The sequence below is a fragment of the Paenibacillus allorhizosphaerae genome, from assembly GCF_042659105.1.
GTDB lineage: Bacteria > Bacillota > Bacilli > Paenibacillales > NBRC-103111 > Paenibacillus_G > Paenibacillus_G allorhizosphaerae.
This window is the reverse complement of sequence record NZ_JBHSRV010000005.1, coordinates 280447-306103: the sequence shown is the minus strand read 5'-3', so window position 1 is coordinate 306103 and position 25657 is coordinate 280447. Positions and strand designations below refer to the sequence as shown.

Below are 25657 nucleotides of genomic sequence, written 5' to 3'. Positions count from 1 at the left end.
AGGCGAAAAAAATGGCACCACGGAGCAATTCGCCTGATTAGTCAAACGCGGAACCTTTGGGCGGACGCCTGCATACGCTGGTAAAAACAGCCTATTCCAGGCGGAGGTAAAGTCATGAGTTATCACCATCCCGTACAACCGCAAGTATTGTATCAAGCCGATACGCAGGCCGTTCACACCTTGAAGGCGATTCGCGACCGCATCCACCATATTTGTAAACAGCATACCCATCATTTCGTCCGTCTCCAGACGGTAGAGGGCCATGTATATGAAGGCGTCATCGTAAGCTGCGACGAGGGACACGTGTATTTGAGCGTTCCGCATCCGCACGGGCATCGCGGCTTCTGGGGCCCGGTTGCCGGCGCTTCTTATTACAATGTGATTCTCCCACTAGTACTCTACAATCTGCTTGTCATAACGCTGTTATATACTTGAAGAGTGATTGAACAGGATGAACTTGTGACCAAGCTTTTTCGATGAGGATACATTCGTGTTGGAGCGGAAGCCAAAATGAGCCATTCTACCCACCGTGAAACATAGTCGGGTAGAATGGCTCATTTTGTTATGCCGCAGCGGGGTGCTGCGCTGTTTCCGCCGTTCTCCATCTAAAGCGCAACGGCTTTGTTTTATTTGGTCTAGGCATTCGTTTTGGGCGCAGCGTTTGGCATCGGCCGCCGTCCCGTGCGAAGCAGGAGCTGGCCTAGGACGGCGGTCACGCATCCGAGCAGGCCGACGATGACGAATCCTTGCTGAAGCGTGAGCCAATCGCCGGCGATTCCCATGAACAGCGGCCCGCCGAACATGCCGAGCCCGTAAATCGCTTGGTAGAAGCCCATGGCCGTAGCCCGCTTGCCCGTATCCATATGCTTGATGCTGAGCGACATCAGCACCGGCGACGTGAAGCCGCGGCCGAAGCCGGCCAGCGCCTGCGTGGCGATGAGCAGCCACAATGATCCCGTAAACGGAATGATCAGCGTAAAGAGGCCGCTTATAACAAAGCCGATAACGACCACCTGCTTCTCGCCGATTTTCTGAGCCAGATGCCTGCCGCCGATCCAGGCCGCAAGCGCCGTCGGGAACGTGGAGAAAAACGTCAGCAATCCCATATCAAGCTTGGAAGCGCCGAGCGATTGGGCAAACACCGGCGTAAAGCCGAACACCGTCGCAAAGGTCAACACCTGGAACAAAATGGACAAGAACGAAACCGTCAGCAGCGTCCGGTCGCCCGCTACTTCCAGCACGCCCTCGAAGGTGATCTTCTGGGCATCCGGGTCCACTTTCTCCACCAGGTAAAATGCAGCCGCAAGCCCGATGACGCCAACAGCCGCCCCGATGAGAAACGCCGATTCCCACCCGTAATAATCGGCAAACCAGCCGCCCGTCAAGATGCCGAGCATTTGTCCGAGCGAGTTGTAGACCGACAGCGTGCCCATCGCCTGCGTCGTCGCTTCCTTGGCAAAATAGCTGGCGAACAAAATCGTGAAATCGACCCATGTCGCAGCCGCCGCTCCGGCCAGCGCACGCAATATTAAGATCCACGTCAAGTCTTGCGTGACGAGAATGCCGACGCCCGCCAGCACGGAGAACACCAGCCCGAAGACGATGAACAGCTTCCTTTTGTGGAAGCGATCCGAAATGACGCCGACCGGGATGCGCAGCAGCATCTGGCTCAGTCCGTACATGCCGACGATCAGGCCGGCCATCTTATGGGACGCCCCCAAATCTTCGACGTAGGCGGCCAATATCGGCACGCATGTGTACATCGAAAACCAGAATAACAGCGTCACCGCGCAAAATAACGGGATGCGGTAAGAAGCTTTGCTTGAACGTATGTCCATGTCGATCACTCCACCGATACTTTTGTCGAAGCGAAAAATTTGCCGATCGCAAACGAGCACGCGCCAAGTACGGTCGCTCCCGCGCCGAGCGCGGAAAACTGCACCTGCAGCTGCGCCCGGGGGTAAGGCAAGGAACGCCGCTCCACCACTTCATGAACCGCTCCGCGAAGCCAGCGCTCCGCTTCCGCCAATCTTCCCCCGATGACAATCAGCTCCGGGTTGAAGCTGTTAATAATATTGACGATCCCGATGCCGAGGTAGCGACCCAGCCGTTCAAAGCATTCTATCGCGGCAAGGTCCCCCTCTTCCGCCAGCCGAATGAGCGTCTCTACGCTGACGTCGCCGCCCGGCATGACGGCGCGCGCCTGTTCCAGCAGTGCGTTCTCCGACGCGTACAGCTCCCAGCAGCCGGCGTTTCCGCAGCGGCAAGGCTTGCCGTCATATTGGATCGAAATATGCCCCATTTCCCCCGAGAAGCCGGAGGAGCCGCGGAACAACTCGTCTTTGATAATAATGCCGGTGCCGATCCCCATACCGATGCTGACGTACACGAGATGGGCCGCTTCTTGGCCTGCGCCGAACTGCTTTTCGCCTACTGCGCCCGCGTTCGCTTCATTGTCGATCACGACCGGGATCGCAAACTCCTGCTCGATCAACTGCTGCAGCGGCACGTTCTCCCATCCGAGATTCGGGGCGAACAGGACGTTGCCCCGTTCGTCGCTGAAGCCCGGAATGCCGATGCCGATGCCGACGATACCGTAGGCGCTGTCCGGCGCCCGTCCGGCCACCTCCCGGATGCAGGCGATCAGATCGGCGATTACCGATTCCACGGAGGTGTTGTTATGCTTCAGCCGATACTGCTCCACCGTATTGCCGTTCAAATCCGTCAGCGCCGCCCATATATAGTTGATGCCAAGATCCACCCCGACCGCATAACCGGCGGTCCCGTTGAACAGCAGCATGACAGGCTTGCGCCCTCCGCTCGACTCCCCCGCGCCGATCTCGTCGACAAGCCTGCTTTCGATCAGCTCCGCCACAAGCGACGACACCGTCGCTTTCGTCAGCCCCGTGAGCTCCGCCAGGCGAGCCCTTGAAACGGGCGAAGTACTGCGAATATGCTGCAGAACGATCGATTTGTTTATTTTTTTCACCAGATTCAAATCACCGGTTTGCTTCATTCGTTAAGCCTCCGCGCCTCCAAGCATAGCCGATCCTGGCAGGACCGACGAACGCTTGTAAGCGAACATTCAAGTATATTCGTGACGACACTGATTTTAACACGAAACGATCCGTTTCTGCATTAACTAAGTTTGTTTAATCAATTTACAAAGTTGGCAGCTTCATGATATGATGACTTTTGCAAGCGTTTCTATACGGCCGATCGAGCCGTGGAACGGACTCCTATTTTTTATTATCCGGAGGGATGATCAATGAGCTACTTTGGTAATGTATCGAAAATTCAATTCGAAGGCCGGCAGTCGACCAACCCGCTTTCCTTTAAATTTTACAACCCGGAACAACTCATTCTCGGTAAAACGATGCGGGAGCATTTGCGCTTTGCCGTTGCCTACTGGCATTCGTTCACCGCAAACGGCACCGACCCGTTCGGCAGCGGCACGGCGGTTCGCGGCTGGGATCAATACAGCGGCATGGACCTCGCCAAAGCCCGCGTAGAAGCCTGCTTCGAGCTGCTGAACATTCTGGACGTCGACTACTTCTGCTTCCATGACCGTGACATCGCTCCGGAAGGCGCTACGCTGCAGGAGACGAACCGGAACCTGGACACGATCGTCGCGCTGTTGAAAGATCACATGAAAGCATCCGGCAAAAAGCTGCTCTGGAATACGGCCAACATGTTCTCCAACCCCCGCTTCGTACACGGTGCGGCAACGACCTGCAATGCGGACGTGTTCGCTTATGCCGCAGCGCAGGTGAAAAAAGCGCTGGAGCACGGCAAAGAGCTCGGCGCGGAAAACTACGTGTTCTGGGGCGGCCGCGAAGGCTATGAGACGCTGCTCAACACGGACCTCGGGCTCGAGCTAGACAATTTGGCGAGATTCCTCCACCTAGCCGTCGATTATGCCAAAGAAATCGGCTTTGACGCGCAGTTCCTGATCGAACCGAAGCCGAAGGAGCCGACGAAGCATCAGTATGATTTCGATGCGGCTACGGCGCTGTCTTTCTTGCATAAATACGACCTGCTCCCGCACTTCAAGCTGAATATCGAAGCGAATCACGCGACGCTCGCGGGCCATACGTTCGAGCATGAGCTGCGCGTCTCACGGATAAACGGCGTGCTCGGTTCGATCGATGCGAACCAGGGCGACATGCTGCTCGGCTGGGACACCGACGAATTTCCGACCGACCTGTACTCGACGACGCTCGCCATGTATGAGATCCTTCTCAACGAAGGCGGCATCGGCCGCGGCGGCGTCAACTTCGACGCCAAAGTACGCCGCTCCTCCTTCGAGCCGATCGATGTCGTATACGCGCACATCGCCGGGATGGATGCTTTCGCGAGAGGTCTGCAAGTGGCCGTGAAGCTGATCGAAGACCGCGTGCTGGACGACGTGATCGACAACCGCTACGCTTCCTTCAAGACCGGCATCGGCGCCGACATCGTCTCGGGCAAAGCGGATCTCAAATCGCTCGAAGCGTACGCGCTGCAAAATAAACCGATCGTGAACCAATCCGGCCGCACCGAGCTGATCAAAAACGTGATCAATCAATATATCAGCAACGTATAAGCTTGACCTAATACGATAAAGCCGAAGAAGCCCGCTCTTCTCCCATGTGGAGGAAGCGGGCTTCTCTCTGTTGCATTGTGATTGCTAACGCAGCTTAAAGCTTAGCTTGACGCCCGCGTTCTCGAACGCAACGCTGCGAATCGCCGCCAGCCGCGGCAAGTAGTCGTTCAAGTTCGCCTGCAGCGGCTCCAGGTGAAACCAGGACCCCGGAATCCCAACTTGTTTCACGAACGTTCCCGTGTGCACGGCAATTAAATAAGGCTCCTTCCAGTCCAGATCGAAGCGAAGCGTTGCCGCCGCTTCGATCCGGCGCTTGATTCGCACGTTGACGTCGGCGGTCAGCTGATCGCCTTGCAGATCGAATCGCGCGCCCGTCACCGTAACGTCTGGCCGCACGTCAGGACGGGCGGCCAGCGCTTTCTTGAGCAGCTCGTTTACCTCGGACTCCGTCAACGTTATTTCCGGCTTTCGGTTCACCAGCATGCCCGCCAGCTTATCCCGCAGCGGCAGCTCCGAATAGGCCAAATCGAGCTTCTGCTCCGGCTTCACGTAAGCAATGGCCAAAAAGGAGGCTATCATTCCGATCATGAACAAACTTATGATTATTTTAAGTACGGAGCCCATCGTTTACACATCACTCCCGCCTGCAAGCCGAGCCGGGCGCTCCTTCTTCCTCGCCGTTCGCTTCGTGATGGTTCCCGATTCGCAGCGTGCGGTCGGCTAAGGCCGCGGCTTTTCCGATTGGTTTTGCTTTTCCTTCAGCCAGCGCGGCGCGCCTTTATTTTTTCGGTCGCGTTCGCGGTTTGCTTTCCGCTTGTCGGCTGCCGGCGGCACGATAGCGGCTTTCGGCTGCCGGGCGGCGCTGCTGACGGTAACTTTTCTGTCTTTGTCCGCAGCCAGCTTCGGAGCGCTCGAAGCTTGCGGCTTCACTTCAGCCCGAGGGACGGAACGAACCTCCCGTTCGGACGTTACCGCCGCTTCGCCTTCCCGCGTTTTCGCACGCGCCGTCGTTTTTCTCGCCTCCAGACGAATCGCCTGCTCCCGCTCGGGGTCGATGATACGGCCGTGAAACAGGTCTCTTCGTTCCAACGCGATGCCCAGCGTCTTCGTGAATTTGTCGATAATGAACTGCTCCTTCGGCGTAATGATCGATACGGCTACTCCTTGCCGGCCCATCCTTCCGGTGCGTCCGACGCGATGCACGTAATGATCCGCGTCCACCGGCGGATCCAGGTTGAACACATGCGTCACCTGCGGCAAATCGAGCCCGCGCGCCGCTACATCTGTTGAGAGCAGCAGTTGGAACCGGCCTGCGCGAAACATTTGCATCGCCCTTGCCCGCTCCTGCTTGAATGAATCCCCGTACAGCCCCTCGACGGACAACCCGGCATACTTGAGCTTGGCCACCGCCTCGCCGATATCGTCGGTTGCATTAATGAATACCATCGCCGCTTTCGGGTTGTAATGCCGCACCAGCCTGCGCAACGTATCGATCTTGTCCCGTTCCTGGCATACGAAGTAAACATGCTCCAACGTCTCCGAGGTACGCTGCGCCGGATTGACCCGAACGAAATGCGGATCGCGCATCCAGCGGTCGATGACCTCCTGAATCGGCGCCGGCAGCGTCGCCGAGAAGAAGAGCAGCTGCTTCTCGCACTGCATTCCTTTGAACAGCGCCTCCACATCCTGCATGGAGCCGAGCTCGAATACTTGGTCGACTTCGTCGACGACGACCGTGCGAATGCCGTGCAGCTTCAGCTTGCGCAGCTTGACCAACTCCTGTATCCGGCCCGGCGTACCGACGACAATCTGAGGTTTCAGCTTCAGCTTGTCGATTTGCCGCTCGATGGAAGCGCCCCCGATCAACTGCTGCACGCGGGTGCCCGTTTCCTTGGTCAATTGCTCCAGCGTCTGCGCGATCTGCATGCCAAGTTCGCGCGTCGGCACTAGAACCAACGCTTGTACTTCGCGCGTAGCTTCTTCTATTTTATGCAGCAGGGGAAGCGCATAAGCCAACGTTTTACCGGTACCCGTCTGCGACTGGGCAACCACATCCTTGCCTTCCAGAATCGGTGGAATCGCCTCTCGCTGAATCGGAGACGGTTCCGTAATGTCCTGTTCCTGCAGCCGTTTCAAATAAACCGGATCAATATGTAAAGAAGCAAAGCCGCTCATAACATCATCCTTTCTACACTTACATGGGTTGCGTTTCCCTAGTATAACAGAATGGTTCCGCGAATTCTCGGGCAATTTGACGAGCAGGCAGCCGAAAATTATGAAGACCGGGTACGCCCCAGCTTACTGCGAATCCAGGCAAATACGGCATCCAGCGCCCGCTCGTCCTGTTCCTTCGGAAAACGGTGCGGCAGCCCGTCGTACAGCTCCATCGTATAGTCCCTGCCGGCCGCTTCGAGCGCTTGTCCCAGCTTACGGGCTTGTTCTACGCTGACTTGGGTGTCTCCGGTTCCGTGTACGATCATGACGGGAACGCGAATCGCTTCGATCCAATACACAGGCGAACGCTGCTCATACGCTCCCGGCTGCTTGCGCGGATGGCCGACGACCCGTTTCAGCATGCGCCGCATATCGACGCGTTCTTCATACGTGTCGAACAGGTCGCTGACGCCGCCCCAGATGACGACCGGACCGGCCTGCTCGCATTCCTTGGCGGCGAGCATCGCCATGATGGCGCCGCGGGAAAATCCGATTAACGGCACCGGACCGGGCTGTACTTCAGGCAGCGATTGAACCATCGGAATGGCGTGACATACATCGTACCGGTCGTCGCCGCCAAATTCATCCCGCCCTTCCCCGCCTTCGTTTCCTCTGTAAAAAGGCGCAAACACAACAAATCCGCGGCGCGCCATCGCGAACAGCCGGCGTTTGCGCACCATGCCGACTTTCCGTATGCCGCCGCGGCAATAGATGACGCCCGGCGCGGGGAGCGGCACATCTTTCGGGACGACCAGGTAGCCCTTGACCTTGAAGGTCTGACTTGAATAAGTAACAAGGTATAACGAAATGCCTTTGGCGTGGCAGCGGACCGGCACTTTTTCAAGCAAAGCCCCTTCCTGCCCCCCATCGCTGCATTCGCTAGCCGCCGATCGATGCTCATCAGGTATCGTTACGTCCATAGCTCACACTCCATTTTTTGACACCAACGTTCACCGGGGTTACACTAAAGCTTATTATACCTGAAAGGTGGATTTTTAAGTGAATTCCGGGTTTTCTGTTGAATTTGAAGCGCTGGTTGAAAAGTTTTCCGAGCTGCTGACCGGGGAGTCCACCCCTGAAATGGTCGAAAAGATTAAAATATGGGCGATTTACAACCATATTCATAAAACAATGCCGGCGCTGGCCAGCCACTGGAACCAGTCGCATCCGGAAGGTAAAGCCGAAATCCGCAAGCTGTTTGAGGAAGTGCGCGATTTGAACCTGAAGCTGAAAGCAAAAAATCAAAGCATCGGGCAGCAAGGCGAAGGCAAGGGCGAATCCGTTTCGCCGGATGGAAACTAGTTTGAAACGAAGAATTTAACGCTTATAGCAGGAAAGTTTACGTTGAAATGCCGCCTATCGTTGCAATATAATAGTTCATATACGAACTGTTCCGAACGGGACTATTATTGTATTCGGAGGTGTTTCGATGGATTATCAAGATCCGATCGTAAAGCAGTCGGCAGCCGTGCTGCAGTCCCTGTGGGCGATCAACAAAATAACGACGAGGCTTTCACAGCAGAACGCTTCCGGCCTTGGATTATCTTTGCAGCAGATGGCGGTTCTGAATACGCTGTTCTCCTCCCCCGGCATCACATTGAAAGAAGTGACGGAGAAACTCGATTCTGCCAAAAGCACCATTAGCGTCAGTGTGGACGGACTTGTCCGGTTAGGCTTAGTCGAACGACTCCCTTCCGCTGGGGACCGCCGGGAAGTGCAGCTGCGTCTGACGGCCGAAGGGATCGAATTATCCAAGAAATCAAGTCAAAATGCTTATTCGTACCGTGCCATGGTTTCCGCGCTCTCCTCCATGTCCAAAGAAGACATCGATACGCTGCTTCGCATTCATCAAGAGCTGCAGGCGCGCCTGGAACAATTTCGGATCGAGTCCGATTAGCCGTACGGTTCGCTGAATATGGAAAAGACTTGGCGCCACTTCAAAGTGCACCGCCAAGTCTTTTTTCGTATGCGTATGCCTGCTCGCATTGCGCAAGCGTGAGACGGGCGTGCCGCGCAAAGCGGAGCGGATTGCCCCGTGTCAATCCATTCCGCTAATGCCTTTTGCAGCAGCTTGCAGAACATAGCTGGATCGGTCCATCCGTCAATGTGCTTTCCATCTCTCACCTTACTGCCGGCTCGGCGGGGCCGCGGCGAAGCCTTTGACAATCGCCGGCCATTTGCCGATCCATAACGCCATCGCCTGCATCAGCCGGCTCCATAGAAAACTGCCTTGCGGCGCCGACGGTTTCAACGGCAGCGGCAGCCGGTCGTACAAAATACCGACCGCTTCCTCCAGCAGCTTCGCGCCCATATCGTCCGTCTCTTCTTTGCGGATTTCACGCAGCCGCGGCAAATATTGCAAGCGGATCGGTTCTGCGAGCCGAAGCGGCGCAAAATCGCCCGATTGCAGGATGCGCAGCAGCTCGCTTTCGATTTCGCGGTCCTCCCCGGACGCAAATACATGCGGGAGGTCGTACAGCTCCAAAGCCAACACGGCTACGTATAGTTCCTGCAGCAGCGTGTCCTCAAGCTCCCGCGTCAATACGGCATCGGTCGTAAAGGCCGCAAATACCGGCTGCAATACGCCCCATTGCTTATCGATCGAAGTCATCGTCAGCTTCAGCATGGCCGCCGCAGCCGCTTCGGGCTGCAGCTTGTTGTTCTCTTGCATCATCCGTCCCTCTACTTTCATGGAATATTATACAATCATCTTCGCGAGTTTCCCCGTTATTGCCGTAATCTGCGTATTTTGCCGGTTCAAGACGCGCCTCACTTCTTGTTCAGCAGTTTATAAGCGATCCGGTCGAACAGACGGGGAAACAGCTGGTACAGCTTCACGCCGGACGCCGCCATGAGCGGTGTATTGACTTCAGGGATGCGGCGCTCGATAGCGGCTAGCACTTGCGCGGCCACGCGCTCCGGCTTCAGCATGAACCATTTGACATTTTTCACGTAGTTGCCTGACGGATCCGCTTTATCGAAAAACGGCGTATCGATCGGTCCGGGATTGACGGCCGACAGATGCACCCCCGTGCCGACCAGTTCCTGCCGCAAGCAGTTCGTCATCCCGAGCACCGCATGCTTGGTCGCCGAATAACCGCTCGACTTGGCGGAGCCGATCTTGCCCGCCATCGACGCAATGTTGACGATATGCCCGCTGCCCCGCTTCAGCATGTGCGGCAGCACCGCTTTCGTGCAGCGGACCGTACCCATGTAGTTCACGTCCATCATCTGCTCGAATTCATCCAATGACGCCGTTACGAACGGCTCGAACACCCCGTATCCGGCGTTGTTGATCAGGATGTCGATTCGCCCGTGTCCGGCGATCACTTTCTCCATCGTTTGCGCCACCTGATCCGCCGAGGTGACATCGAGCACGTATACGTCATGCGTCCCTTTTATCGTTCCGGCAACCTCCGCCAGCTTGCGCTCCGACCTCGCCATCAAAATCGGTATCGCGCCGCGTGCCGCTAGCATCTGCGCCATAAGCGCGCCGATCCCGCTGGAAGCCCCGGTAATCACTGCGATTTTCCCTTCAAAAGACATGGAATAGCCCCCTATTTGCCGTATCGTCTCATGTCCGATATTCGTCATGCCCGTCCTGCCGGCATGAATCCAACGCAAAAAAGCGACGGCTCCCGGACATGGAGGTCCGGAACCCTTCGCTTTCAGATTACACGTTATCGATTCCCCATTTCAACTATGCAATTAGAACTTGAATATCAAGCTCACCGATCCCGTCCATAATCAGCGGAATCGTTAGCGCTTTCTTCACGGCGAATCCGTCGAATAGTTCCGAGTGCATCAGCTTCGGCGGCGTGATGTCCACGTGTACGCCCTGATTGTACAGCATCGTACTTGCATTTCCGCTGATCATATTGCCAAGCTCGGAAATCGCACTCTTGCTCATTTCGTCCATTTGCGTGATGGCATATCCCCCCATCATGGCGGACACCATTCGCAGCGCCACTTCCTCGTGCAGCCCGAAGACGATATCGCCTTGCATTTGTCCCGTCATACCGATCATGATCCACAAGTATCTTTCCGAAAACTTCACATCTTTAATGCCCAATTGGCCGGTACTCGGTCTGACATTGGCGACTTGCTCGATAACAACTCTAGCAGACTCGAGAAACGGATTGATTAACTCAGCCTTCATAGGGTGGTCTCCTTTTTCGACATACGCGATCCTTTATAGGACTTGTTGGTTCCCTCATTATACCTAAAAATACCAAACAAGTATAGAACCTTTGTCACAATATCCAGAAAAAAGTTAGAAAACCTTACATCCGCAGCACTGTCATGTTTCCCGAGCTATAGCGCCGCAGACCTCTATGGAAGAACCACAATCCCCCTGCCGTAAGCAGCAGTGTCATGCCGAGCGCCGCCAACAGAAACGCCACATCCGTCTCCCGGAGCAGTCCGATCGGCAGGTAGCTGACGAATCCGGCGGGCAGCACGGTAAACAAAATAAGCCGCCCCCAGCCTTTAAATATGCTCGTCGGATAAGTCGAGAAGGTCAAAACCGCATTGAACAGCTGCTGGCCGATCCCCTCCGCGTTGCCCATGTAAAACGCAAGCGACTGCGCCCCTACGGCAAAGAAGAGAAAGATCAGCATCGTGATGAGCAGCGCCAGTCCGAACTTGATTAGGCCGATCGCCGTCAAATTGCCGAACAGGCCGTACAGCACCAGCGCGAACAGTACGTCGCCTATCGCCGAAACCGACATTCGGCTGATCAGCAGGTGCAGCAAAACCGGCTTCGGCTGCGATAAATATACGTCGAGCTGTCCCCCGGCAACAAGCGAGGCAAGCCGATAGGCGTTGCCGAACAATACGGCCGACAAGCCGAAACCGCCGGCGCTTACGGCCCACATCATCATGACATCGTGCAGCGTCCAGCCGTTCACCACCTGGAATCGCTGAAAATAAATGCCCCAAAACAAAATCCATACCATATTGTTGACCATCATCATGCCGGCCGTCATCAGGAAGCTGAGCCGGAACTCCATCGCCCCCGCGACATTCAGCTTCCAACACGTCCATATGAACTGAAGCAGCCTTGTGCTTTTTCGTGCGGCATGCGTCAATGTGACCATCGCTTCCATCTCCCCTTGCTATGAGCTATGATTGCCTCCATGCTCCCGTATATCATCACCGGCTTAGCCCCCGTTGACATTGAGCTTGCGGACGCCGCGCCGGTACACCCAGGCGACAACCAGCACAAGACCAGTCACCCAAGCCCACTGCACAGCAAGCATCGAAACGAGGTCCACGTCCTCCCACCGGACGGCCGTTTTGGCCGAAAAGTAAAGCACAGCCTGAAACGGCAGCCACTTGCATACTTGCTGCAGCGCTTCGGGGAAAAGCTCCAGCGGCATCAGCATCCCTCCAACGGTGAATAGCAGTTTGTTGTACACGAATTCGAGCCCTCGCGTTTCCTCCACCCAGAAGGCGCAAAGCGCAAGCGTCATCCCGAGAAGGAAGTTGACCGTGATCGATCCGAAGCTCATGATGAAAAATCCAGCCCAGCCCATACCGAAGGAAGGAAACCCGAATACCGCTATGCCGAGCGTGCAGCCGACCGTAAAATTCACCGCCAAGCGTACATATACTTCGCTCACGTAGGATACGTAATGATAGCCGATATAACTGAACGGTTTCATCAGCTTGTAGCCGACATCGCCGCTCTTGACTTCCTCCTCGATCCGAATCGCCAGGCTGGGGAACGCCATCGTTAGCGACTCCGCAAACAAGATATACCAGATGATTTGGCGAAAACTGTAGCCTTCGATCAGCGGTTTGCCTTCCCCTTGAAATGTAGTTTGCCAGAGCTGAATAAAGATGTACATCACGACGACCAGAAAAATCGAGCGAACGAGAAAGTCGTAGACGTAGGCAAAATGATTACGCAAGCTGATGCGGCCGACCGCCGTATACTTGAGCGCCTTCGTTCTCATGAAGCACCGCCTTCTTCCTTCGCGTAAATATGCGTAATGATCCGCTCCATCGGCGGGTCCTCAATCGTAATGTCGGATACGCGGTAGTGCTGGACGAGGTGCGCGAGCACTTCCTCCATCGAGGCGCAACGCGTCTCCACCGACAGGTGAAGCCCGCGATCCGTCTGACTCAGCACCCGCGTGCCGCCGAAGTGAAACGGCATGCCCGGCTCAAGCAGCTGCAGCCGGATCGTTTTGTCTGTAAGCAGCTCGCGTTTCATCGCCTCGACGGTGTCGTCAAAGATCGCCTGCCCGTAGTTGATCACGACGGCCCGGCGGCACAACTGCTCGATATCGCCCGCATCATGCGACGTGAGGAACACGGTCGTTCCTTCCTCCCGGTTCATGTGAAGGATGAGTTCGCGAATCTTCTGCTTCACCACCACGTCGAGCCCGATCGTCGGCTCGTCGAGAAACAAAATTTGCGGCCGGTGCAGCATCGCCGCCGCCACCTCGCAGCGCATCCGCTCGCCGAGCGACAGCTTGCGAACCGGCGTATGCAGGTACGGCTCCAGCTCGAAGCGCTGGACCAGCTCATCCCGCCGGGCGTAGTAGTCGCTTCGCTTGAGCTCGTATATGCGGCTCATCAGCTCGAAAGAATCGATCGGCGGCAAGTGGTACCACAGCTGCGATTTTTGGCCGAAGACGGAGCCGATCCGGTAAGCGAGACGGCCGCGCTCTTTCCACGGGCAAAGCCCGAGCACCTCTGCGCTTCCTTCGGTCGGATGCAGGATGCCGGTCAGCATCTTGATCGTCGTCGACTTGCCCGCTCCGTTCGGTCCGAGAAAAGCAAGCGTCTCTCCCCGCTCCACCTCCAGATCGATCCCTTGTACCGCCGCCTTTTCGGCATATTGCGGCCGGAACAAAGAACGCATACTGCCGAGCAGTCCTTCTTCTTTTCGCTTGACCGCAAACCGCTTCGTCAATCCCCGCACGCCTATCGCTTTCATTTCCCCATGCTCCTTTCTTCTGCTAAAGCAGAAAAGACCTCGCACTGTCCTCACCGTGATTAACGGCGGAACTTGCACGAGGTCTTCTATACCTTGTTGACAGCCGACCTCGTATTGATCGAGGTGCGGCTGCAACGTCGCTGTAGCGCTTCTATCGAACTGCGCCCGGCTTCGCTCGGTTCGCCCGGTCGCCCGTCGGATCCCTAGAAGCCCTTCCACTAATTATTTGAATATATTAGCATGTGATGTCAGGCATGACAAGAACATTTTTTCCATTTTTTTCATTCATCCAACGAACAGCCTTTCGCTCCCCCACGCTCGATTCAGGAGACCGGATCGCGGACGGTGCCGAGAAACAGCAAGCTGCCGGTTTCCCGGTCCTGTATCGCCATAACGAAGGGGCGGTTCACCGTCATCCTGAACTTGTCTTTGGGAGGCGCGGAGCCTGCCATCCCGACGGATGTGACGGCAGCAGCCTCTGTTCCCTTCTCATTCACGTCCACATACGTCTTATGTATAACCTCGTTGATCGCAAACCGCGGAGGTACCGGCGCCATTCCGGAAAAATCGGCTTTGAGCGGATCGAACGGCTCGCTCATGCCAAGCGATTTCAGCGTATCGTTCAGCCGCTCGCCGTACTCCATCTTAAATCGCGGCAGCTCCAGCACGCCCTGCTGCTGCGGAAACGGCCGGTTCCATAGCTCCGTTTCGTTCCACAACTTCGACTGCAGGCTGTCCAGCCCCGCCCCTTCCTCCGGCAAAAAGAGCAGCATGGCCATATTCTCTTCTTTCCCGTAAGGCAGCCGAACGGCTTGAAAGCCGGCTTCCTGCATATATTCGAAGCTGCCGGACTGCACCATCATCGGCACTTGCCGGGATGCGCCGGGCGATGTGAAGAAGCTGCCCGGAACCGTCGCCGATTCATGGAACGGCCGCGTCCATTGTCCTTTAAACCAAACGGCGTTCACCAGCATGAGCATCGTCTGCTCATCCGGCTTATCGTCCACGATCCGCTCGATTTTGCCGTTCGTATGCTTCTTCACCCAACTGTTGATCGTCCCCGCCGCGCGCGAACTTGCAAAATCGATCGGGATGACCTCCGCTCCGTAATACTCGCGGTTTTTTTGCAAAAATCCTTCCAGGAGCGGCTTTCCCTTCCGCGTCCAGAGAGAATTCGCAATCGAAAGCTGTACGCCCGCCCCCTGGTGTTCCAGCAAGTCTTTCCATACTCGCTCGGCCCGGTTTATATCGTCGATCGGCAGCCCCTGCAGCTGCAGCGCCTTTGCCATCGCTTCCCGCGTCGAATCGCCAGCCCCGTTGTAAGCCATCGTCAATGCCATCGATACGCTGGCCGGCGATAAAAATACATTGGCGTCCGGCTTCGCCTTCACCGCCGCCTGATGCAGCCGCAAACCGAAGGCGTTGCTCGCCTGAACGATACGGGAATCCAGCTCTGACGGCTTATAGCTTCGCTCGGCCAGCATGGACCGGGCAGCCGGCTCGCTGCAGCCGGAACAAAGGACGAGGACAGCCGCCATAACGGGCAAAAACCAATTTTTCAGCATAACGCATATGATCCCTTCCTTTTTTTAGAAATGGACGCATTTACAGGCAAATAAGTTGCGCCGGCACCGAAATTAATTGTTCTCCCGCTCCTAGGCGGTCAGGCAAAAAAAATCTCCTGTACTTCGGCACCGAAATGCCGGCAAGCATACAGGAGACGGGTCCATTATCAGATGACAAAATCGAGCACCTGCTCGTAAGGGTAATAATTTTTTACTCCGCTCAGCGCCGGAGCGTACAAATGAAACGAAACCGCCCGGCCGAACCCGACGTTGCGAAGCTGATGAATTTGACCTTTGGGCGAAGAATAGAAGCTGCCCGGCTCCAGAATCGTCTCTCCCGCATACACCGGATAACCATAGGCGTCGACCCGGAAAATCCGGTTGGCGATCGTTCCTTCCAGCACCTTGGCGCAGCCGATCGAAAAGCCGTGATCGTGAATATACGTTTCACGGCCTTGCGGCAAGTGAACAAGAACGGCTTCCGTATCGGGGGTGTGGTACAACAAGGTGCGCCCGTACGGCAGACTGCCCGGATTCGCAATCGCGCCGGATACTTTCTCCACCGATATGTTGAGCGCTTCAATCGCTGACTTGAGCTGCTGTACGGACGGCCACACCGCCTCCTGCAGCGCTTTTTCCATCGATAATTTCCAATCCATCGAATAATCCTCCCTGCCGCAGCCCGTTACATCGGACTTCCTTTGACGGCATCATTTTTTTTTAACAGTTTCATAAGAAATACTTATATATTGAACATTCAGCGAGATAATAATCTAATTCTTGTGTATTCCTCGTGCTGCCGATGGGTGTCTGTACAATGGTCATTCCTGATGAAAAAACGCAGACCCGAGGCTTCACCCGATCAATCGCCGATCCTCTCCCCGAAGCGATAGCGAATCTACCTCCTTTCATGTAACTATTGTATGAGGATTTGCGTTCATTGTTTGTATGCCAATCTATGAAAATGGATTTTTTACGAGGAAAGAAATGTTGCAAGGGGCGTTTTAAGAATGTTTTAAGATTTGCGGTATTCATCCGTTAAGATATTGGGGCTATACTAAGCACAGTAACGCAATTGTCAACCAACATCGAGAGTGATATTCTGTTGATTTACAGATTGGATTCGCAAGAAGGAGGGGCGTCGATGGCCGAGCAAACGGTGCTTTTGGTCGATGACGAAAAAGAGATTATCGATCTTCTGGAAATTTACTTAAAAAATGAAGGCTATCGCCTGCTGCGTGCCAGCAACGGGCTTGAAGCGTTAAGCGTGCTGCAAAAAGAAAACGTCGATCTGATCGTGCTTGATATTATGATGCCGAAAATGGACGGAATCGAGGCGTGCATGAAAATCCGCGAGCAAAAAAATATGCCCATCATTATGCTGTCGGCAAAAAGCCAGGATATGGATAAAATTCTCGGGCTCAGCTCCGGCGCGGACGATTACGTGAGCAAACCGTTCAATCCGCTAGAGCTGATTGCGCGAATCAAGTCGCAGCTGCGGCGGTATACAAGGCTCAACGTTCCGCAGCCGAACAAGGAAAATGAAATCGAAATCGACGAGCTGACGATCAACACGGCGACGCACGAAGTCAAAGTAGACGGACGCGACGTAAAGCTGACACCGCGGGAATTCGCCATTCTGGAGCTGCTCGCCCGAAATCGCGGCATGGTATGGAGTATAGAGAAAATATACGAGACGGTGTGGAAAGAAGCTTACTTCGATGCCGATAACACCGTGATGGTGCACATCCGCAAAATCCGCGAAAAAATCGAAGAACATCCGCGCAAACCGAAGTTTATCAAAACCGTCTGGGGAGTGGGATATAAAGTTGAGTAAAAAGGTGAAAGTGCCCAAAGTGCGCAAGCCGATTTTGGAACGTTTTCCATTCACATGGTTTCCTTTTAATTTGCTGCGCAGCCTCCTGCTGTTCATCCAAGATTTATATTATATGGCTCGCGCGCAAGTGGAACGCAGCATCCGCCTGCAGCTGATGATCACGTTTGCCTTATGTCTGCTCGTGTCCATGTTTTTCTACGGGATCAGCTCCTCTTTGTTCGGCCAAATCAATAAAGAAACGGTCATCGATTATACGCACGGTGTGAACCGCATCGATAACGAAGCCCGCAATTTGGTCGAAATTCTCGATCCGGACAACCAGCGTTATGAGATCGATGAGCCGGAAGCCCAAGAACAAAGCGAAATGCAAAGCGGATTGCCTTTCGTCCAGCAGCAAACGAGATCAACCTCGGCAGCGGCCGCCAGACCGGCATCGACGGAACCGAAGGCCGGCGAAGCAGGGCAAGGCGATGGCTCCGTACCGTGGCAAGCCAACGCGGGGACGCCGGGACAACCGAGCAGCGGAACGCAGCAGACCGTACCGGGTACCGGTGGTGCCGCAGTTGCGCCGAAAGCACCGCAAAGCGGCAGCTCCAACTCCGAGGCCGAGCAGCGCAAGCGACAGCAGCAGGAAGAGCGCAAGCGGGACTTTCTAAATTTGGTGAAACGGCTGTCGACGAACGAAAAGTACAAAATCGTCATTACCGACCTGGAGGGCCGGGTCATTTTCCGCAGCGACAATGCGCCGGAAACCTACGTGGACGTGCATAACGTGATCCGCAACGCCATGGAATCGCGCGACCTTAGCTCGCGAACCGAGTTTTCCAGCTTTTACCCCGTTACTTATAATAATCAGAAATCATACTTAATCGTATCGGGCATTCCGCAACCGGATATCAGCTATACGAAAGGAGAAAGCCCGCTATCGTATTTGAGCGCGCTGGCCGTCTTTATTTTCTTGTTCTATTATTTGACGCAAAAGAAGATGCGTTACGTCGAAGAGCTAGCCTCCAGCCTGCGCATCATCGCCACGGGCAATCTCGATTACCGGGTCGTGGAACGTTCGCAGGACGAACTCGGCTCGCTGGCCAAAAACATGAATATGATGGTCGAAGATTTGCAGCATAAAATCGAGGAAGAACGACGGGCGGAACGCGTCAAGAACGAACTGATCACTAACGTTTCACACGATTTGCGCACGCCGCTCACATTGATTATGGGATATTTAAGGCTGCTGCACGACAAAAATTACGAAACGCCGGAGCAGGCTGCTTCCTATGCAAGCGTAGCCTACAATAAATCGGAAAAGCTCAAACTGCTCATTGACGATTTGTTCGAATATACGAAGCTGTCGAATCACGACGTGCCGATGTACAAACGCGGCGTCGTCATCAATGAGGTGCTGGAACAGCTGTTGGAAGAATACGTAACGATCGGCGAAGAACAGCAGTTGACGATTATTCGCAGCATCCCGCACGAACGGTACACGGTTCTTATCGATGTGGACAAGATGATTCGCGTCTTCGAGAATTTGCTGAGCAACGCCGTCAAATACAGTCCCAAACCCGGCACCATTTCCGTCGGCATGGCGAGGGATCGCGGACATGTCGTCATCCGGATCAGCAACAAAGCGGACGCTTTGACGCGCGAGGAGCTTGAGCAGCTGTTCGACCGGTTTTACCGCGTGGACACCGCGCGCACCTCGGAAACCGGAGGCTCCGGGCTCGGCTTGGCGATTGCCAGAAGCATCATGGAGTCGCATGAAGGTACGATTTGGGCGGAATCGGAGAACGGTGAAATTCATCTATACGTGAAGTTGAAGCTGGTATCTTAGGATGCCGGCTTTTTTTCATGCGACTGATTCGATGAGAATTGGTAAAATGGAAGAAAACGGGGAGGGGATGACGATCGGAATCGGAAAAATGCGGACGCTTTTCGCCTTCTCCACAATAAGCGTCTGTCTTATGATTGCCGCATGGTACATGGATGCGGATCGCAAAATTACGGTGCGGGAAAGCGGTTCAACCGCTTGGGTAATTCCTTACGCCCACGCAGAGGATCTCATTCATGAGCCCGCCGTGCATCTGATCGTCAAAGCAACCGTTACGTCCCATACGCTTCCCCGCATTTATGAAGCGGATGCGAGAATCGGAATCGTACGCCGGGTCATGTTTACGGATATCCATGTCGATCAGGTGCTTAAATCCGATGCAAAGATCGCTGCGCCCACAACAATTACGATTGTCGAGCCAACTTATATTGAAGATAACGGCTTCAAACCGGGTAAAACTGAATACCCTTCGGGCAGCTACCGCAAAGCCGAGGCCGGGTTAAAATATATTTTTTTCCTCGCCTGGTCGGACAAGCTGCAAAGCTATGAAGTGTACGCACGGCATCAAGGCAAGTTTAACTTGGGCGGCACCGACCTTAGAGAACGCGAGCTTGAAGCGATGCTGGAAAACTACCGCAGCTTAAAAGCGGAAGTTCTTCAGTCGTTCCGATGAAGCGGAATTTCTGCGCTGTCTCACGCTTTCGCCTGGTGCCTGTTGATCCTTTCATTCGTTGTCCCGAATAGACCGCTTGGCGATTCGCAAACGTTTGTTGTACAGTAGGATGGGACATGTCCTTATTGTCCGTCGCTTAGAGTCAGGGACTGAACATTATGCAGAGATATCCAGAAAAGCGGCTTGCCCGATTGGTTTCATTTCATCCGTTTCATCGATTGCTCCAACATTGCGCATTTGGGAGGATAACATATGCCTGGTTTTTTGCTTGATTTGGACGGGACGCTGTATTCCGGGGACCGGCCGATCCCGTACGCCGCGGACTTTATCGACTGGCTCCGCCGGGAGCGCTACCCATTTCTGTTTCTTACCAACAATTCCTCGCGGACGCCGGAACAAGTGGCGGCGCATTTGGAAAAGACGGGAATTCCCGCATCGCCAAGCGAAGTATTCACCTCTTCGCAGGCGGCGGCGCTGTACATGACGGACGAGGGTTTGTCCGGGCAACGAATATTTTGCATCGGGGAAGGCGGATTGCGGCAGGCGCTGCAGGAAGCCGGCTTCGTTCTGCTCGCCGACGACGCGCCGCCGGATGCGCAAGCCGCCGCAGTCGTGCAGGGCATCGACCGCTCGTTCAGCTACGGCAAGCTGATGACGGCCGTACGCTTCATTCGGCGCGGCGCCCGCTTTGTGCTGACGAACCCGGATCATCTGCTGCCGTGGAACGGCGAGCTGACGCCCGGCGCCGGTTCGATCGCTTCCTCGATTGAGCGCGCGGCCGAGACGGCCCCTGTCGTCATCGGCAAGCCTTCGCCGATCATTATGCGATACGCCGTCGCCAAGCTCGGATTGCCGTTGGAGCACATATGGGCGGTCGGGGATAACCTGAATACCGACATCCGCGGCGGCGTGGACGCCGGATGTCGGTCGGCCCTCGTATTGACCGGGCTCGCCGATGAAAGCAACTACGAAACGCAAATCGCCAGCACCGGCGTCACGCCGATGCTGGTGTGCAAACATCTGATGGAGCTTGCCGGTCATATCGGCAGCCCACGGTGACGGCTGTACGAATCGCATATGGTGTCCCGCCACATAGGGCACAGTGGTATAGCGATAGTGTAGCGTGGCCGCAGGTGACACGGCTGGTTCCGTGCACTATGCTCCGTTGACTTTGCAGCATGGTGTGAAGCTTATTGCCATTCCCGGCGGGCGTTTCGTCTCCGAAAATCGGACCTTACGTATTGCCCTTGCCCGCCATCAAGCAAAACGAACGCCCTGCGAAAGGGCGTTTCGCTTTATTTGATGGCGCTGGGCCACAGAACGAATTTCGCTTGATCCGCTTCCGCGCCCAGCTTCAAAAACAGTTCCGCGACAGCCGAATCCCGCACCGGCTCTCCGTTCCATGTCTCCACGACGAGCTTTCTTACGCCGGGCTGGCGGAGATAAGCCCGTGCCACCGTCCTCAGCGTCTCCAGCCAATCCTCGGCAGACAGCCATTCTTCTTGATAGCCCGACAGCTCATGCAACGTGAACATCCGCTTGCCGGCGCCCTCGATCCAAAGCAGCCACCGCCCTTCCTTCAGCACCAGATCGTTGCCCGCTTTCCGGGCAAAAGACATCCCGCTGTCCGGCAAGGACGGCCATTTCGCCGAGAAACCGAAAGGGTTGGCCGGATCGGTGGACGGCAGCAGCCGCGCAGCGGCGGCCGAACCGCCTTCCCAGCCTTGACCGCGCAGACGACGGACGAGCTCCGGAGTGGAAAACTGCATCGTCGGCACTTCCTGCACCCATAAGCCCCGCGTGAGCATACCCCACTGCTCCAGCCGTTTCAGCGTATCGTACGCATCGTCCCAGGACCAGGGCAAATGCGCCGCGGCAATGTCCCTGGTCAGGAAGCCAAAAGCGCCGAGCAGATGATGTACCCATGCGGCAAGCGATGCATTCGCGTCGAAAGACGCGTCCGCGAGCGAGGACACCGCATACCAGCGGCCCAAGCCCGATTGGAAGCTTCCCGCTCCCGAGGTTCGCCCGCGGCCTGCCCGGCCCGCGGCAGTGCTTTTCCCCGCGCCTTTGCCGGAAGACGCAGAAGCTCCGTTAAGCCGCAGCGGGGCGAACTGATCGTTGGAGACGAGGCCTTCCCAGGCAAGGCCGATCAATTCCGCCGTCAGCTCTGAAGGAACTTTGTCCGTCTCACGGCTGAGCGCAGACAAGAAGCTCGCGCCCTTTCGCTCCAACAGATCGAGCAGCGGCGATTCCGCTTGCTGCTGACGGAGCTGCTCCGCCTTTTGCACAAGCGGCGCATACAGCTCCTTCGATTCCGTCAGGAAAAAAGCGACGCGCCCTTCCTTCTCCTCGGGCTCCTTCCTGCCGAACCAGATAACTTCCCCTCCGGCGCAGAGCAAGTCGAGCGTCTCCTTGCGATAATCCGGCAGACGCAGCGGAAAGACCGAGCTTTCCCACTGGGACAAAGGGAGAAAAAGTCCTTGCAGCTTGCCGATCATTTGGCGAAGCCCCTCCTCGCCGCTGAGCCGGTCTTCCCCCTCGACGTGCTGCAGCTTCAGTACCGCGCTGCAATAACGAACCGGATCGACCGGTGCCGCCTCGCTCCGAAGCGCTTCCACGCGGCTGCGAATGCGCCGGGAAGCGGCTTGTCTGCTGATCCAGGCCGGTTCGCCAAGCTCTCTCGGGGACGGCTCGATCCGCCCCTCGTCTTCCCATGCTTTGAGCAGCGATTCGACCTTCGCCCGCTCTAAGCCAAATCGGCCTCCAAGCTGCGACGCCGTAAAATCGAGTCCCCGTTCGATATACCGGGTGAGCACAAATCGTTCCGCAAGCGGATCGCCGGGAAAAGCGGCATACGTCTCCGCCTCGTCGCTGACGATCCACCGTTGTTCCCCTGCCAGTTGCACGCTGCGAATTTTACCTTCCCGAGAAAGCATCGTCATCCATTCCGCCGATGCTGCGGCATTGCCTGAAGCTTGGACGGCTTCTTCCGACGTCATGTCCCCATGTCGCTTCAATAACCGCAGCAGCTCATCGGCCGTCACCGGCGAGTCCGCGTCGGAAAGCGTGCCCGCTTGCTCCGCCTCTTCATCGCCCAGCAGCTCCTGAATCGCCTGCTCTCCGAACAGACGGCCGGCAAGCGACCGGTCAACGCCGAGCAAATGCGCCTGCAAATCCCGGCTGACGGCGTCGGACTCATACATCTGCACGTTGATGAAATCGGCGGTGAAGATCGCCGCCATCGGCGAAGGAAATCCGCTCTGCCGCACGACGACTTCGAGCTCGCCCGATTCGAGCTGAGCGAGCGCCACCTTCACCCGACCCATGTCCAGATCCTCCTGCAAGCACAGCCGCATCGCTTCGCCGATAAAGGGAAACTGTTCCGCATACGGGAGTGATTCCCGAAGCAGCTCCTCGCTGCGCAGCCGCTTCTTCCATCCCGGCATGCGCGTGAAGCTGCGGGACAGCAGCAGCGATGTCTCCGCCAGCCGCCGAAACGCTGCGCCGAACAGCGGAGAAGCGGGCACCGCCTGACGCAGCAGCGCTTCCAGCCGCTCCGACGTCACCTCGCGCAGCAGCGGAAGCATGCGGGCTGCGCCCTCCGCTCCGCCTTCGCTCAGCATGAACTCGATGCCGTTGTCTTTCGCGGTCGCATACAGCCGAAACGGCAAACGGCTTTCCATGTGAAGCTGGATCGCCAGCTGCCACGTCCGGTTGAACGTTCGGCCGAACAGACTATGGATGACGAGATGCTGCCGTTTCATATCGTCCTGAAATTGTTCGATCACGATGCGCCGGTGCGTTGGAACGGCGGAGACGGCTTTCTGGGCATGGATGAGGGTCACTAGCTCTTCCGCAGCATGCGCATCAAGGCAATGTTCCGCCATGAGCCATTCCTGCGTGGCGTACTTATCCTCCGAGTCCGTTCTTACTTCCAGCTCCGCCATGAATCGCCCGATTTGCAGCGAGAAGCTCACCGTTCGACCTTGTCCTTCCCCGCGCCAAAACGGGATTTCGCTGAACGTATTGCCCGCTTCCACGACGTACACCCGGTCGCTGCGAACCGATTGAATTTTCCAAGAGCTGGTGCCGAGCTGGAATACGTCTCCTACGCGGCTCTCATGGATGTATTCCTCGTCCAACTCTCCGAGATGGATACGGCTTTCCGCGTGATGAACCGGATAGGCGCTGCCCTGCGGAATCGTCCCGGCGCCCATGATCGCCGCCATCGCCGTTGCGCTTCGCCGGTACAATCGTCCGGTTTCGCGATCCCATTCGATAAGCGGCCGCACGAACGGGTAGTAACCGGACAGCACCTGCAGTACCGCCTCAAACCGTTCCCGCGGAAAGCCGTTATAGCCGTAGCTGCGCGCAAGTACGGCGTGCAGCCGTGCGATGTCCCAATCTTCCGCCGCAACCATGGCGACGGTCTGCTGGCAAAGCACGTCGAGGGAGTAACGCGGAATAACGATCTCCTCGATATTTCGAGCGGCGATATCGCGCGCCAACACAGCGCATTCCGCGAGCTGCCCGCGGCTGCGTGCAATGATGACGCCGCGGCTCTCGCCGCCGACGGCATGTCCGGCTCTCCCGATGCGCTGGATGCCCGCGGCGGCGCTCTTCGGCGAATCGATCTGCAGCACGAGATCGATGTAGCCGACATCGATGCCGAGTTCCAGCGACGACGTCGCAACGAGGCAGTGCAGCTCCCCTTCCTTGAGTGCGCGCTCCACCTCGAGCCGCTGCTCGCGCGACACGCTTCCGTGATGAGAACGGGCCATCTCGTAGCCGACATGCTCGTTGAGCCGCAGCGTAAGACGCTCGCACAGCCTGCGGTTGTTGACGAAAATAAGCGCCGAGCGGCTGTCTTCAAGCAGCTTGAAGATTTTGTCGGTCAACGGTCCCCACACCGCTTCCTGCTTGTCTTTGGCGATCAGCGTCTGCTCCGGCATCGTCACGTACAAGCGAATGCTCTTCTCCATCCGGCTCTCGATAATTTCAACATGCCGCCGCTCGCTTGCCCCAGCCGTTCCCGCCGCATGCTCGAATCCCCCAAGAAATGAGGCAACGCGCTCAATCGGCTTCTGCGTCGCCGATACGCCGATCCGCTGCGGCGTTCGCCCGCATAGCTCCGTCAGCCGTTCCAGGGTGACGGACAAATGCAGTCCACGCCGGTCCGCAGCCAAATCGTGAATTTCATCGACGATGGCAAACTGCACTGTGCGCAGCATCTCCCGGCCTTTCATCGACGTCAGCATAATATATAGCGATTCCGGCGTCGTCACGAGCACGTCCGGAGGCTGTCTTACCATCGAGGCGCGCGCGCTCTGGGTCGTGTCCCCCGTACGGACGCCGGACGACAATCCCGGCCATACGGCACCCTCCGCTTCCGCTTTCTCCATCAACTGGCGAATAAATTCGACCGCATGATGATGAATATCATTATTGAGTGCCTTCAGCGGCGTAATATACAAAAGCTTTACCCCGCGAAGCGGCTCCCCTGCCGCAAGCTTCGCCTCCGCGATCGCATTCAGGCAGGGCAGCAGCGCCGCAAGCGTCTTCCCGGAGCCGGTCGGAGCGGCGATAAGGGTATGATCGCCCGCGCCGATCGCCTTCCACGATCGGACCTGAACGTCCGTCGGCCGGCCGAACGCCTCCTCGAACCATGACGCCATCAGCGGGTGAAACGCCGTCAGCGCCTTCTCCGGTTCGGTCATAAGCCATCTCTCCCTTTCCACCAAATGTATGTTCGCTGATTCTATTGCCATCATCATACCATTTTCCTGGAAACGGTTCAAAGCGTCCCTGGCCGTCGCAGCATCGCTTGTTTGCCCTCTCTTCTCAATTGTCATATAATGAAATAATACGAAAAAATGAATGCCGGTGCGCGATTGAGATGCCGCCGCCATGTTTAAAACACCATGAATTCGGCTGCAGTCACTGCAGTCCTGATCGTCTTGACAGAACTCGATAATAAGTTTCGTTTTTTCTTACAGCGTG

23 protein-coding genes are annotated in these 25657 nt (G+C 56.2%); 9 read left to right on the top strand and 14 right to left on the bottom strand.

Translation table 11 applies throughout. The features are described 5' to 3' along the window. Positions 1–114 precede the first annotated feature (114 nt). Complete coding sequence (locus tag ACFQI7_RS20410; protein WP_218100307.1) at positions 115–435, top strand: hypothetical protein; 321 nt, start codon at positions 115–117, stop codon at positions 433–435. Positions 436–635: 200 nt separating this feature from the next. Here the strand turns inward: ACFQI7_RS20410 and ACFQI7_RS20405 are convergent, their stop codons facing one another. Together ACFQI7_RS20405 and ACFQI7_RS20400 are read right to left on the bottom strand one after the other, a co-directional pair. Beyond that, positions 636–1838, bottom strand: a complete 1203-nt coding sequence (locus tag ACFQI7_RS20405) for an MFS transporter (RefSeq protein WP_218100306.1) — start codon at positions 1836–1838, stop codon at positions 636–638. 5 nt (positions 1839–1843) lie between these two features. Continuing rightward, positions 1844–3016: an ROK family transcriptional regulator gene (locus ACFQI7_RS20400; RefSeq protein ID WP_218100305.1), complete on the bottom strand. Its 1173-nt coding sequence runs from the start codon at positions 3014–3016 to the stop codon at positions 1844–1846. A gap of 252 nt (positions 3017–3268) precedes the next feature. Between ACFQI7_RS20400 and xylA the strand changes: the two genes are divergently transcribed. Continuing rightward, entirely contained in the window at positions 3269–4585 is a 1317-nt protein-coding gene (gene xylA, locus ACFQI7_RS20395; protein WP_218100304.1) for a xylose isomerase, read from the top strand. Positions 4586–4669: 84 nt separating this feature from the next. Here xylA and ACFQI7_RS20390 read toward each other — a convergent pair whose 3' ends face one another. Further along, on the bottom strand, positions 4670–5173 hold the full coding sequence (locus ACFQI7_RS20390; protein ID WP_230415183.1) for a hypothetical protein: 504 nt from the start codon (positions 5171–5173) through the stop codon (positions 4670–4672). Between ACFQI7_RS20390 and ACFQI7_RS20385 the strand changes: the two genes are divergently transcribed. Then, the gene (locus ACFQI7_RS20385; protein ID WP_218100414.1) at positions 5172–5309 is read left to right on the top strand and encodes a hypothetical protein; all 138 of its coding nucleotides are present in this window, start codon (positions 5172–5174) and stop codon (positions 5307–5309) included. The genes ACFQI7_RS20390 and ACFQI7_RS20385 overlap by 2 nt on opposite strands. On the opposite strand, the gene ACFQI7_RS20380 is transcribed toward ACFQI7_RS20385, so the two are convergent. Both ACFQI7_RS20380 and ACFQI7_RS20375 read right to left on the bottom strand, forming a co-directional pair. After that, entirely contained in the window at positions 5306–6760 is a 1455-nt protein-coding gene (locus tag ACFQI7_RS20380; protein WP_218100302.1) for a DEAD/DEAH box helicase, read from the bottom strand. The genes ACFQI7_RS20385 and ACFQI7_RS20380 overlap by 4 nt on opposite strands. A 98-nt stretch (positions 6761–6858) precedes the next feature. Then, positions 6859–7719 carry an alpha/beta hydrolase family protein gene (locus ACFQI7_RS20375; protein ID WP_218100301.1) on the bottom strand — a complete coding sequence of 287 codons (861 nt, stop codon included), beginning with the start codon at positions 7717–7719 and terminating at the stop codon, positions 6859–6861. Positions 7720–7798: 79 nt separating this feature from the next. Between ACFQI7_RS20375 and ACFQI7_RS20370 the strand changes: the two genes are divergently transcribed. Next, on the top strand, positions 7799–8101 hold the full coding sequence (locus tag ACFQI7_RS20370) for a DUF2573 family protein (RefSeq protein WP_218100300.1): 303 nt from the start codon (positions 7799–7801) through the stop codon (positions 8099–8101). A 127-nt stretch (positions 8102–8228) separates the two neighbouring features. Next, positions 8229–8696, top strand: a complete 468-nt coding sequence (locus ACFQI7_RS20365) for a MarR family winged helix-turn-helix transcriptional regulator (protein ID WP_218100299.1) — start codon at positions 8229–8231, stop codon at positions 8694–8696. A gap of 228 nt (positions 8697–8924) precedes the next feature. On the opposite strand, the gene ACFQI7_RS20360 is transcribed toward ACFQI7_RS20365, so the two are convergent. The 8 genes from ACFQI7_RS20360 to ACFQI7_RS20325 all read right to left on the bottom strand — a co-directional run bounded on the left by ACFQI7_RS20360 (position 8925) and on the right by ACFQI7_RS20325 (position 15972). Then, a complete protein-coding gene (locus ACFQI7_RS20360; protein WP_218100298.1) occupies positions 8925–9473 on the bottom strand; it encodes a hypothetical protein in 549 nt (182 codons plus the stop codon). 95 nt (positions 9474–9568) lie between these two features. Further along, positions 9569–10345 carry an SDR family NAD(P)-dependent oxidoreductase gene (locus ACFQI7_RS20355; protein WP_218100409.1) on the bottom strand — a complete coding sequence of 259 codons (777 nt, stop codon included), beginning with the start codon at positions 10343–10345 and terminating at the stop codon, positions 9569–9571. Positions 10346–10499: 154 nt separating this feature from the next. Beyond that, entirely contained in the window at positions 10500–10958 is a 459-nt protein-coding gene (locus ACFQI7_RS20350) for a chemotaxis protein CheX (RefSeq protein WP_218100297.1), read from the bottom strand. Positions 10959–11082: 124 nt separating this feature from the next. Continuing rightward, positions 11083–11898 (bottom strand): ABC transporter permease, encoded by an 816-nt coding sequence (locus ACFQI7_RS20345; RefSeq protein ID WP_218100296.1) that lies wholly within the window; start codon positions 11896–11898, stop codon positions 11083–11085. Between the two features lie 63 nt (positions 11899–11961). Next, a complete protein-coding gene (locus tag ACFQI7_RS20340) occupies positions 11962–12759 on the bottom strand; it encodes an ABC transporter permease (RefSeq protein WP_218100295.1) in 798 nt (265 codons plus the stop codon). Further along, positions 12756–13748 carry an ABC transporter ATP-binding protein gene (locus tag ACFQI7_RS20335; protein WP_218100294.1) on the bottom strand — a complete coding sequence of 331 codons (993 nt, stop codon included), beginning with the start codon at positions 13746–13748 and terminating at the stop codon, positions 12756–12758. Before ACFQI7_RS20335 ends, ACFQI7_RS20340 begins: the two co-directional genes overlap by 4 nt. Positions 13749–14071: 323 nt before the next feature. Beyond that, on the bottom strand, positions 14072–15313 hold the full coding sequence (locus tag ACFQI7_RS20330; protein ID WP_218100293.1) for a serpin family protein: 1242 nt from the start codon (positions 15311–15313) through the stop codon (positions 14072–14074). 167 nt (positions 15314–15480) lie between these two features. Continuing rightward, a complete protein-coding gene (locus tag ACFQI7_RS20325; RefSeq protein ID WP_218100292.1) occupies positions 15481–15972 on the bottom strand; it encodes a cysteine dioxygenase in 492 nt (163 codons plus the stop codon). A 485-nt stretch (positions 15973–16457) separates the two neighbouring features. Here ACFQI7_RS20325 and ACFQI7_RS20320 point away from each other — a divergent pair, with 485 nt between their 5' ends. From ACFQI7_RS20320 to ACFQI7_RS20305, 4 genes are all read left to right on the top strand, one after another. After that, the gene (locus tag ACFQI7_RS20320; RefSeq protein WP_218100291.1) at positions 16458–17150 is read left to right on the top strand and encodes a response regulator transcription factor; all 693 of its coding nucleotides are present in this window, start codon (positions 16458–16460) and stop codon (positions 17148–17150) included. After that, on the top strand, positions 17143–18984 hold the full coding sequence (locus tag ACFQI7_RS20315) for a sensor histidine kinase (protein ID WP_218100290.1): 1842 nt from the start codon (positions 17143–17145) through the stop codon (positions 18982–18984). The genes ACFQI7_RS20320 and ACFQI7_RS20315 overlap by 8 nt, the downstream gene beginning before the upstream one ends. A 31-nt stretch (positions 18985–19015) precedes the next feature. After that, positions 19016–19654 (top strand): hypothetical protein, encoded by a 639-nt coding sequence (locus ACFQI7_RS20310; protein ID WP_218100289.1) that lies wholly within the window; start codon positions 19016–19018, stop codon positions 19652–19654. Between the two features lie 252 nt (positions 19655–19906). After that, positions 19907–20713, top strand: a complete 807-nt coding sequence (locus ACFQI7_RS20305) for an HAD-IIA family hydrolase (protein WP_218100288.1) — start codon at positions 19907–19909, stop codon at positions 20711–20713. Between the two features lie 236 nt (positions 20714–20949). Here the strand turns inward: ACFQI7_RS20305 and ACFQI7_RS20300 are convergent, their stop codons facing one another. Beyond that, positions 20950–25374, bottom strand: coding sequence for a DEAD/DEAH box helicase (locus tag ACFQI7_RS20300; RefSeq protein ID WP_218100287.1), 4425 nt, complete (start codon positions 25372–25374; stop codon positions 20950–20952). Positions 25375–25657 lie beyond the last annotated feature (283 nt).

Excerpts from the sequence above, each read along its gene's own strand:
- ACFQI7_RS20410 (WP_218100307.1), top strand. The coding sequence starts at position 115 with ATGAGTTATCACCATCCCGTACAACCGCAAGTATTGTATCAAGCCGAT.
- ACFQI7_RS20405 (WP_218100306.1), bottom strand. The coding sequence starts at position 1,838 with ATGGACATACGTTCAAGCAAAGCTTCTTACCGCATCCCGTTATTTTGC.
- ACFQI7_RS20400 (WP_218100305.1), bottom strand. The coding sequence starts at position 3,016 with ATGAAGCAAACCGGTGATTTGAATCTGGTGAAAAAAATAAACAAATCG.
- xylA (WP_218100304.1), top strand. The coding sequence starts at position 3,269 with ATGAGCTACTTTGGTAATGTATCGAAAATTCAATTCGAAGGCCGGCAG.
- ACFQI7_RS20385 (WP_218100414.1), top strand. The coding sequence starts at position 5,172 with ATGAACAAACTTATGATTATTTTAAGTACGGAGCCCATCGTTTACACA.
- ACFQI7_RS20390 (WP_230415183.1), bottom strand. The coding sequence starts at position 5,173 with ATGATCGGAATGATAGCCTCCTTTTTGGCCATTGCTTACGTGAAGCCG.
- ACFQI7_RS20380 (WP_218100302.1), bottom strand. The coding sequence starts at position 6,760 with ATGAGCGGCTTTGCTTCTTTACATATTGATCCGGTTTATTTGAAACGG.
- ACFQI7_RS20375 (WP_218100301.1), bottom strand. The coding sequence starts at position 7,719 with ATGGACGTAACGATACCTGATGAGCATCGATCGGCGGCTAGCGAATGC.
- ACFQI7_RS20365 (WP_218100299.1), top strand. The coding sequence starts at position 8,229 with ATGGATTATCAAGATCCGATCGTAAAGCAGTCGGCAGCCGTGCTGCAG.
- ACFQI7_RS20360 (WP_218100298.1), bottom strand. The coding sequence starts at position 9,473 with ATGATGCAAGAGAACAACAAGCTGCAGCCCGAAGCGGCTGCGGCGGCC.
- ACFQI7_RS20355 (WP_218100409.1), bottom strand. The coding sequence starts at position 10,345 with ATGTCTTTTGAAGGGAAAATCGCAGTGATTACCGGGGCTTCCAGCGGG.
- ACFQI7_RS20350 (WP_218100297.1), bottom strand. The coding sequence starts at position 10,958 with ATGAAGGCTGAGTTAATCAATCCGTTTCTCGAGTCTGCTAGAGTTGTT.
- ACFQI7_RS20345 (WP_218100296.1), bottom strand. The coding sequence starts at position 11,898 with ATGGTCACATTGACGCATGCCGCACGAAAAAGCACAAGGCTGCTTCAG.
- ACFQI7_RS20340 (WP_218100295.1), bottom strand. The coding sequence starts at position 12,759 with ATGAGAACGAAGGCGCTCAAGTATACGGCGGTCGGCCGCATCAGCTTG.
- ACFQI7_RS20335 (WP_218100294.1), bottom strand. The coding sequence starts at position 13,748 with ATGAAAGCGATAGGCGTGCGGGGATTGACGAAGCGGTTTGCGGTCAAG.
- ACFQI7_RS20330 (WP_218100293.1), bottom strand. The coding sequence starts at position 15,313 with ATGCTGAAAAATTGGTTTTTGCCCGTTATGGCGGCTGTCCTCGTCCTT.
- ACFQI7_RS20325 (WP_218100292.1), bottom strand. The coding sequence starts at position 15,972 with ATGGATTGGAAATTATCGATGGAAAAAGCGCTGCAGGAGGCGGTGTGG.
- ACFQI7_RS20320 (WP_218100291.1), top strand. The coding sequence starts at position 16,458 with ATGGCCGAGCAAACGGTGCTTTTGGTCGATGACGAAAAAGAGATTATC.
- ACFQI7_RS20310 (WP_218100289.1), top strand. The coding sequence starts at position 19,016 with ATGAGAATTGGTAAAATGGAAGAAAACGGGGAGGGGATGACGATCGGA.
- ACFQI7_RS20305 (WP_218100288.1), top strand. The coding sequence starts at position 19,907 with ATGCCTGGTTTTTTGCTTGATTTGGACGGGACGCTGTATTCCGGGGAC.
- ACFQI7_RS20300 (WP_218100287.1), bottom strand. The coding sequence starts at position 25,374 with ATGACCGAACCGGAGAAGGCGCTGACGGCGTTTCACCCGCTGATGGCG.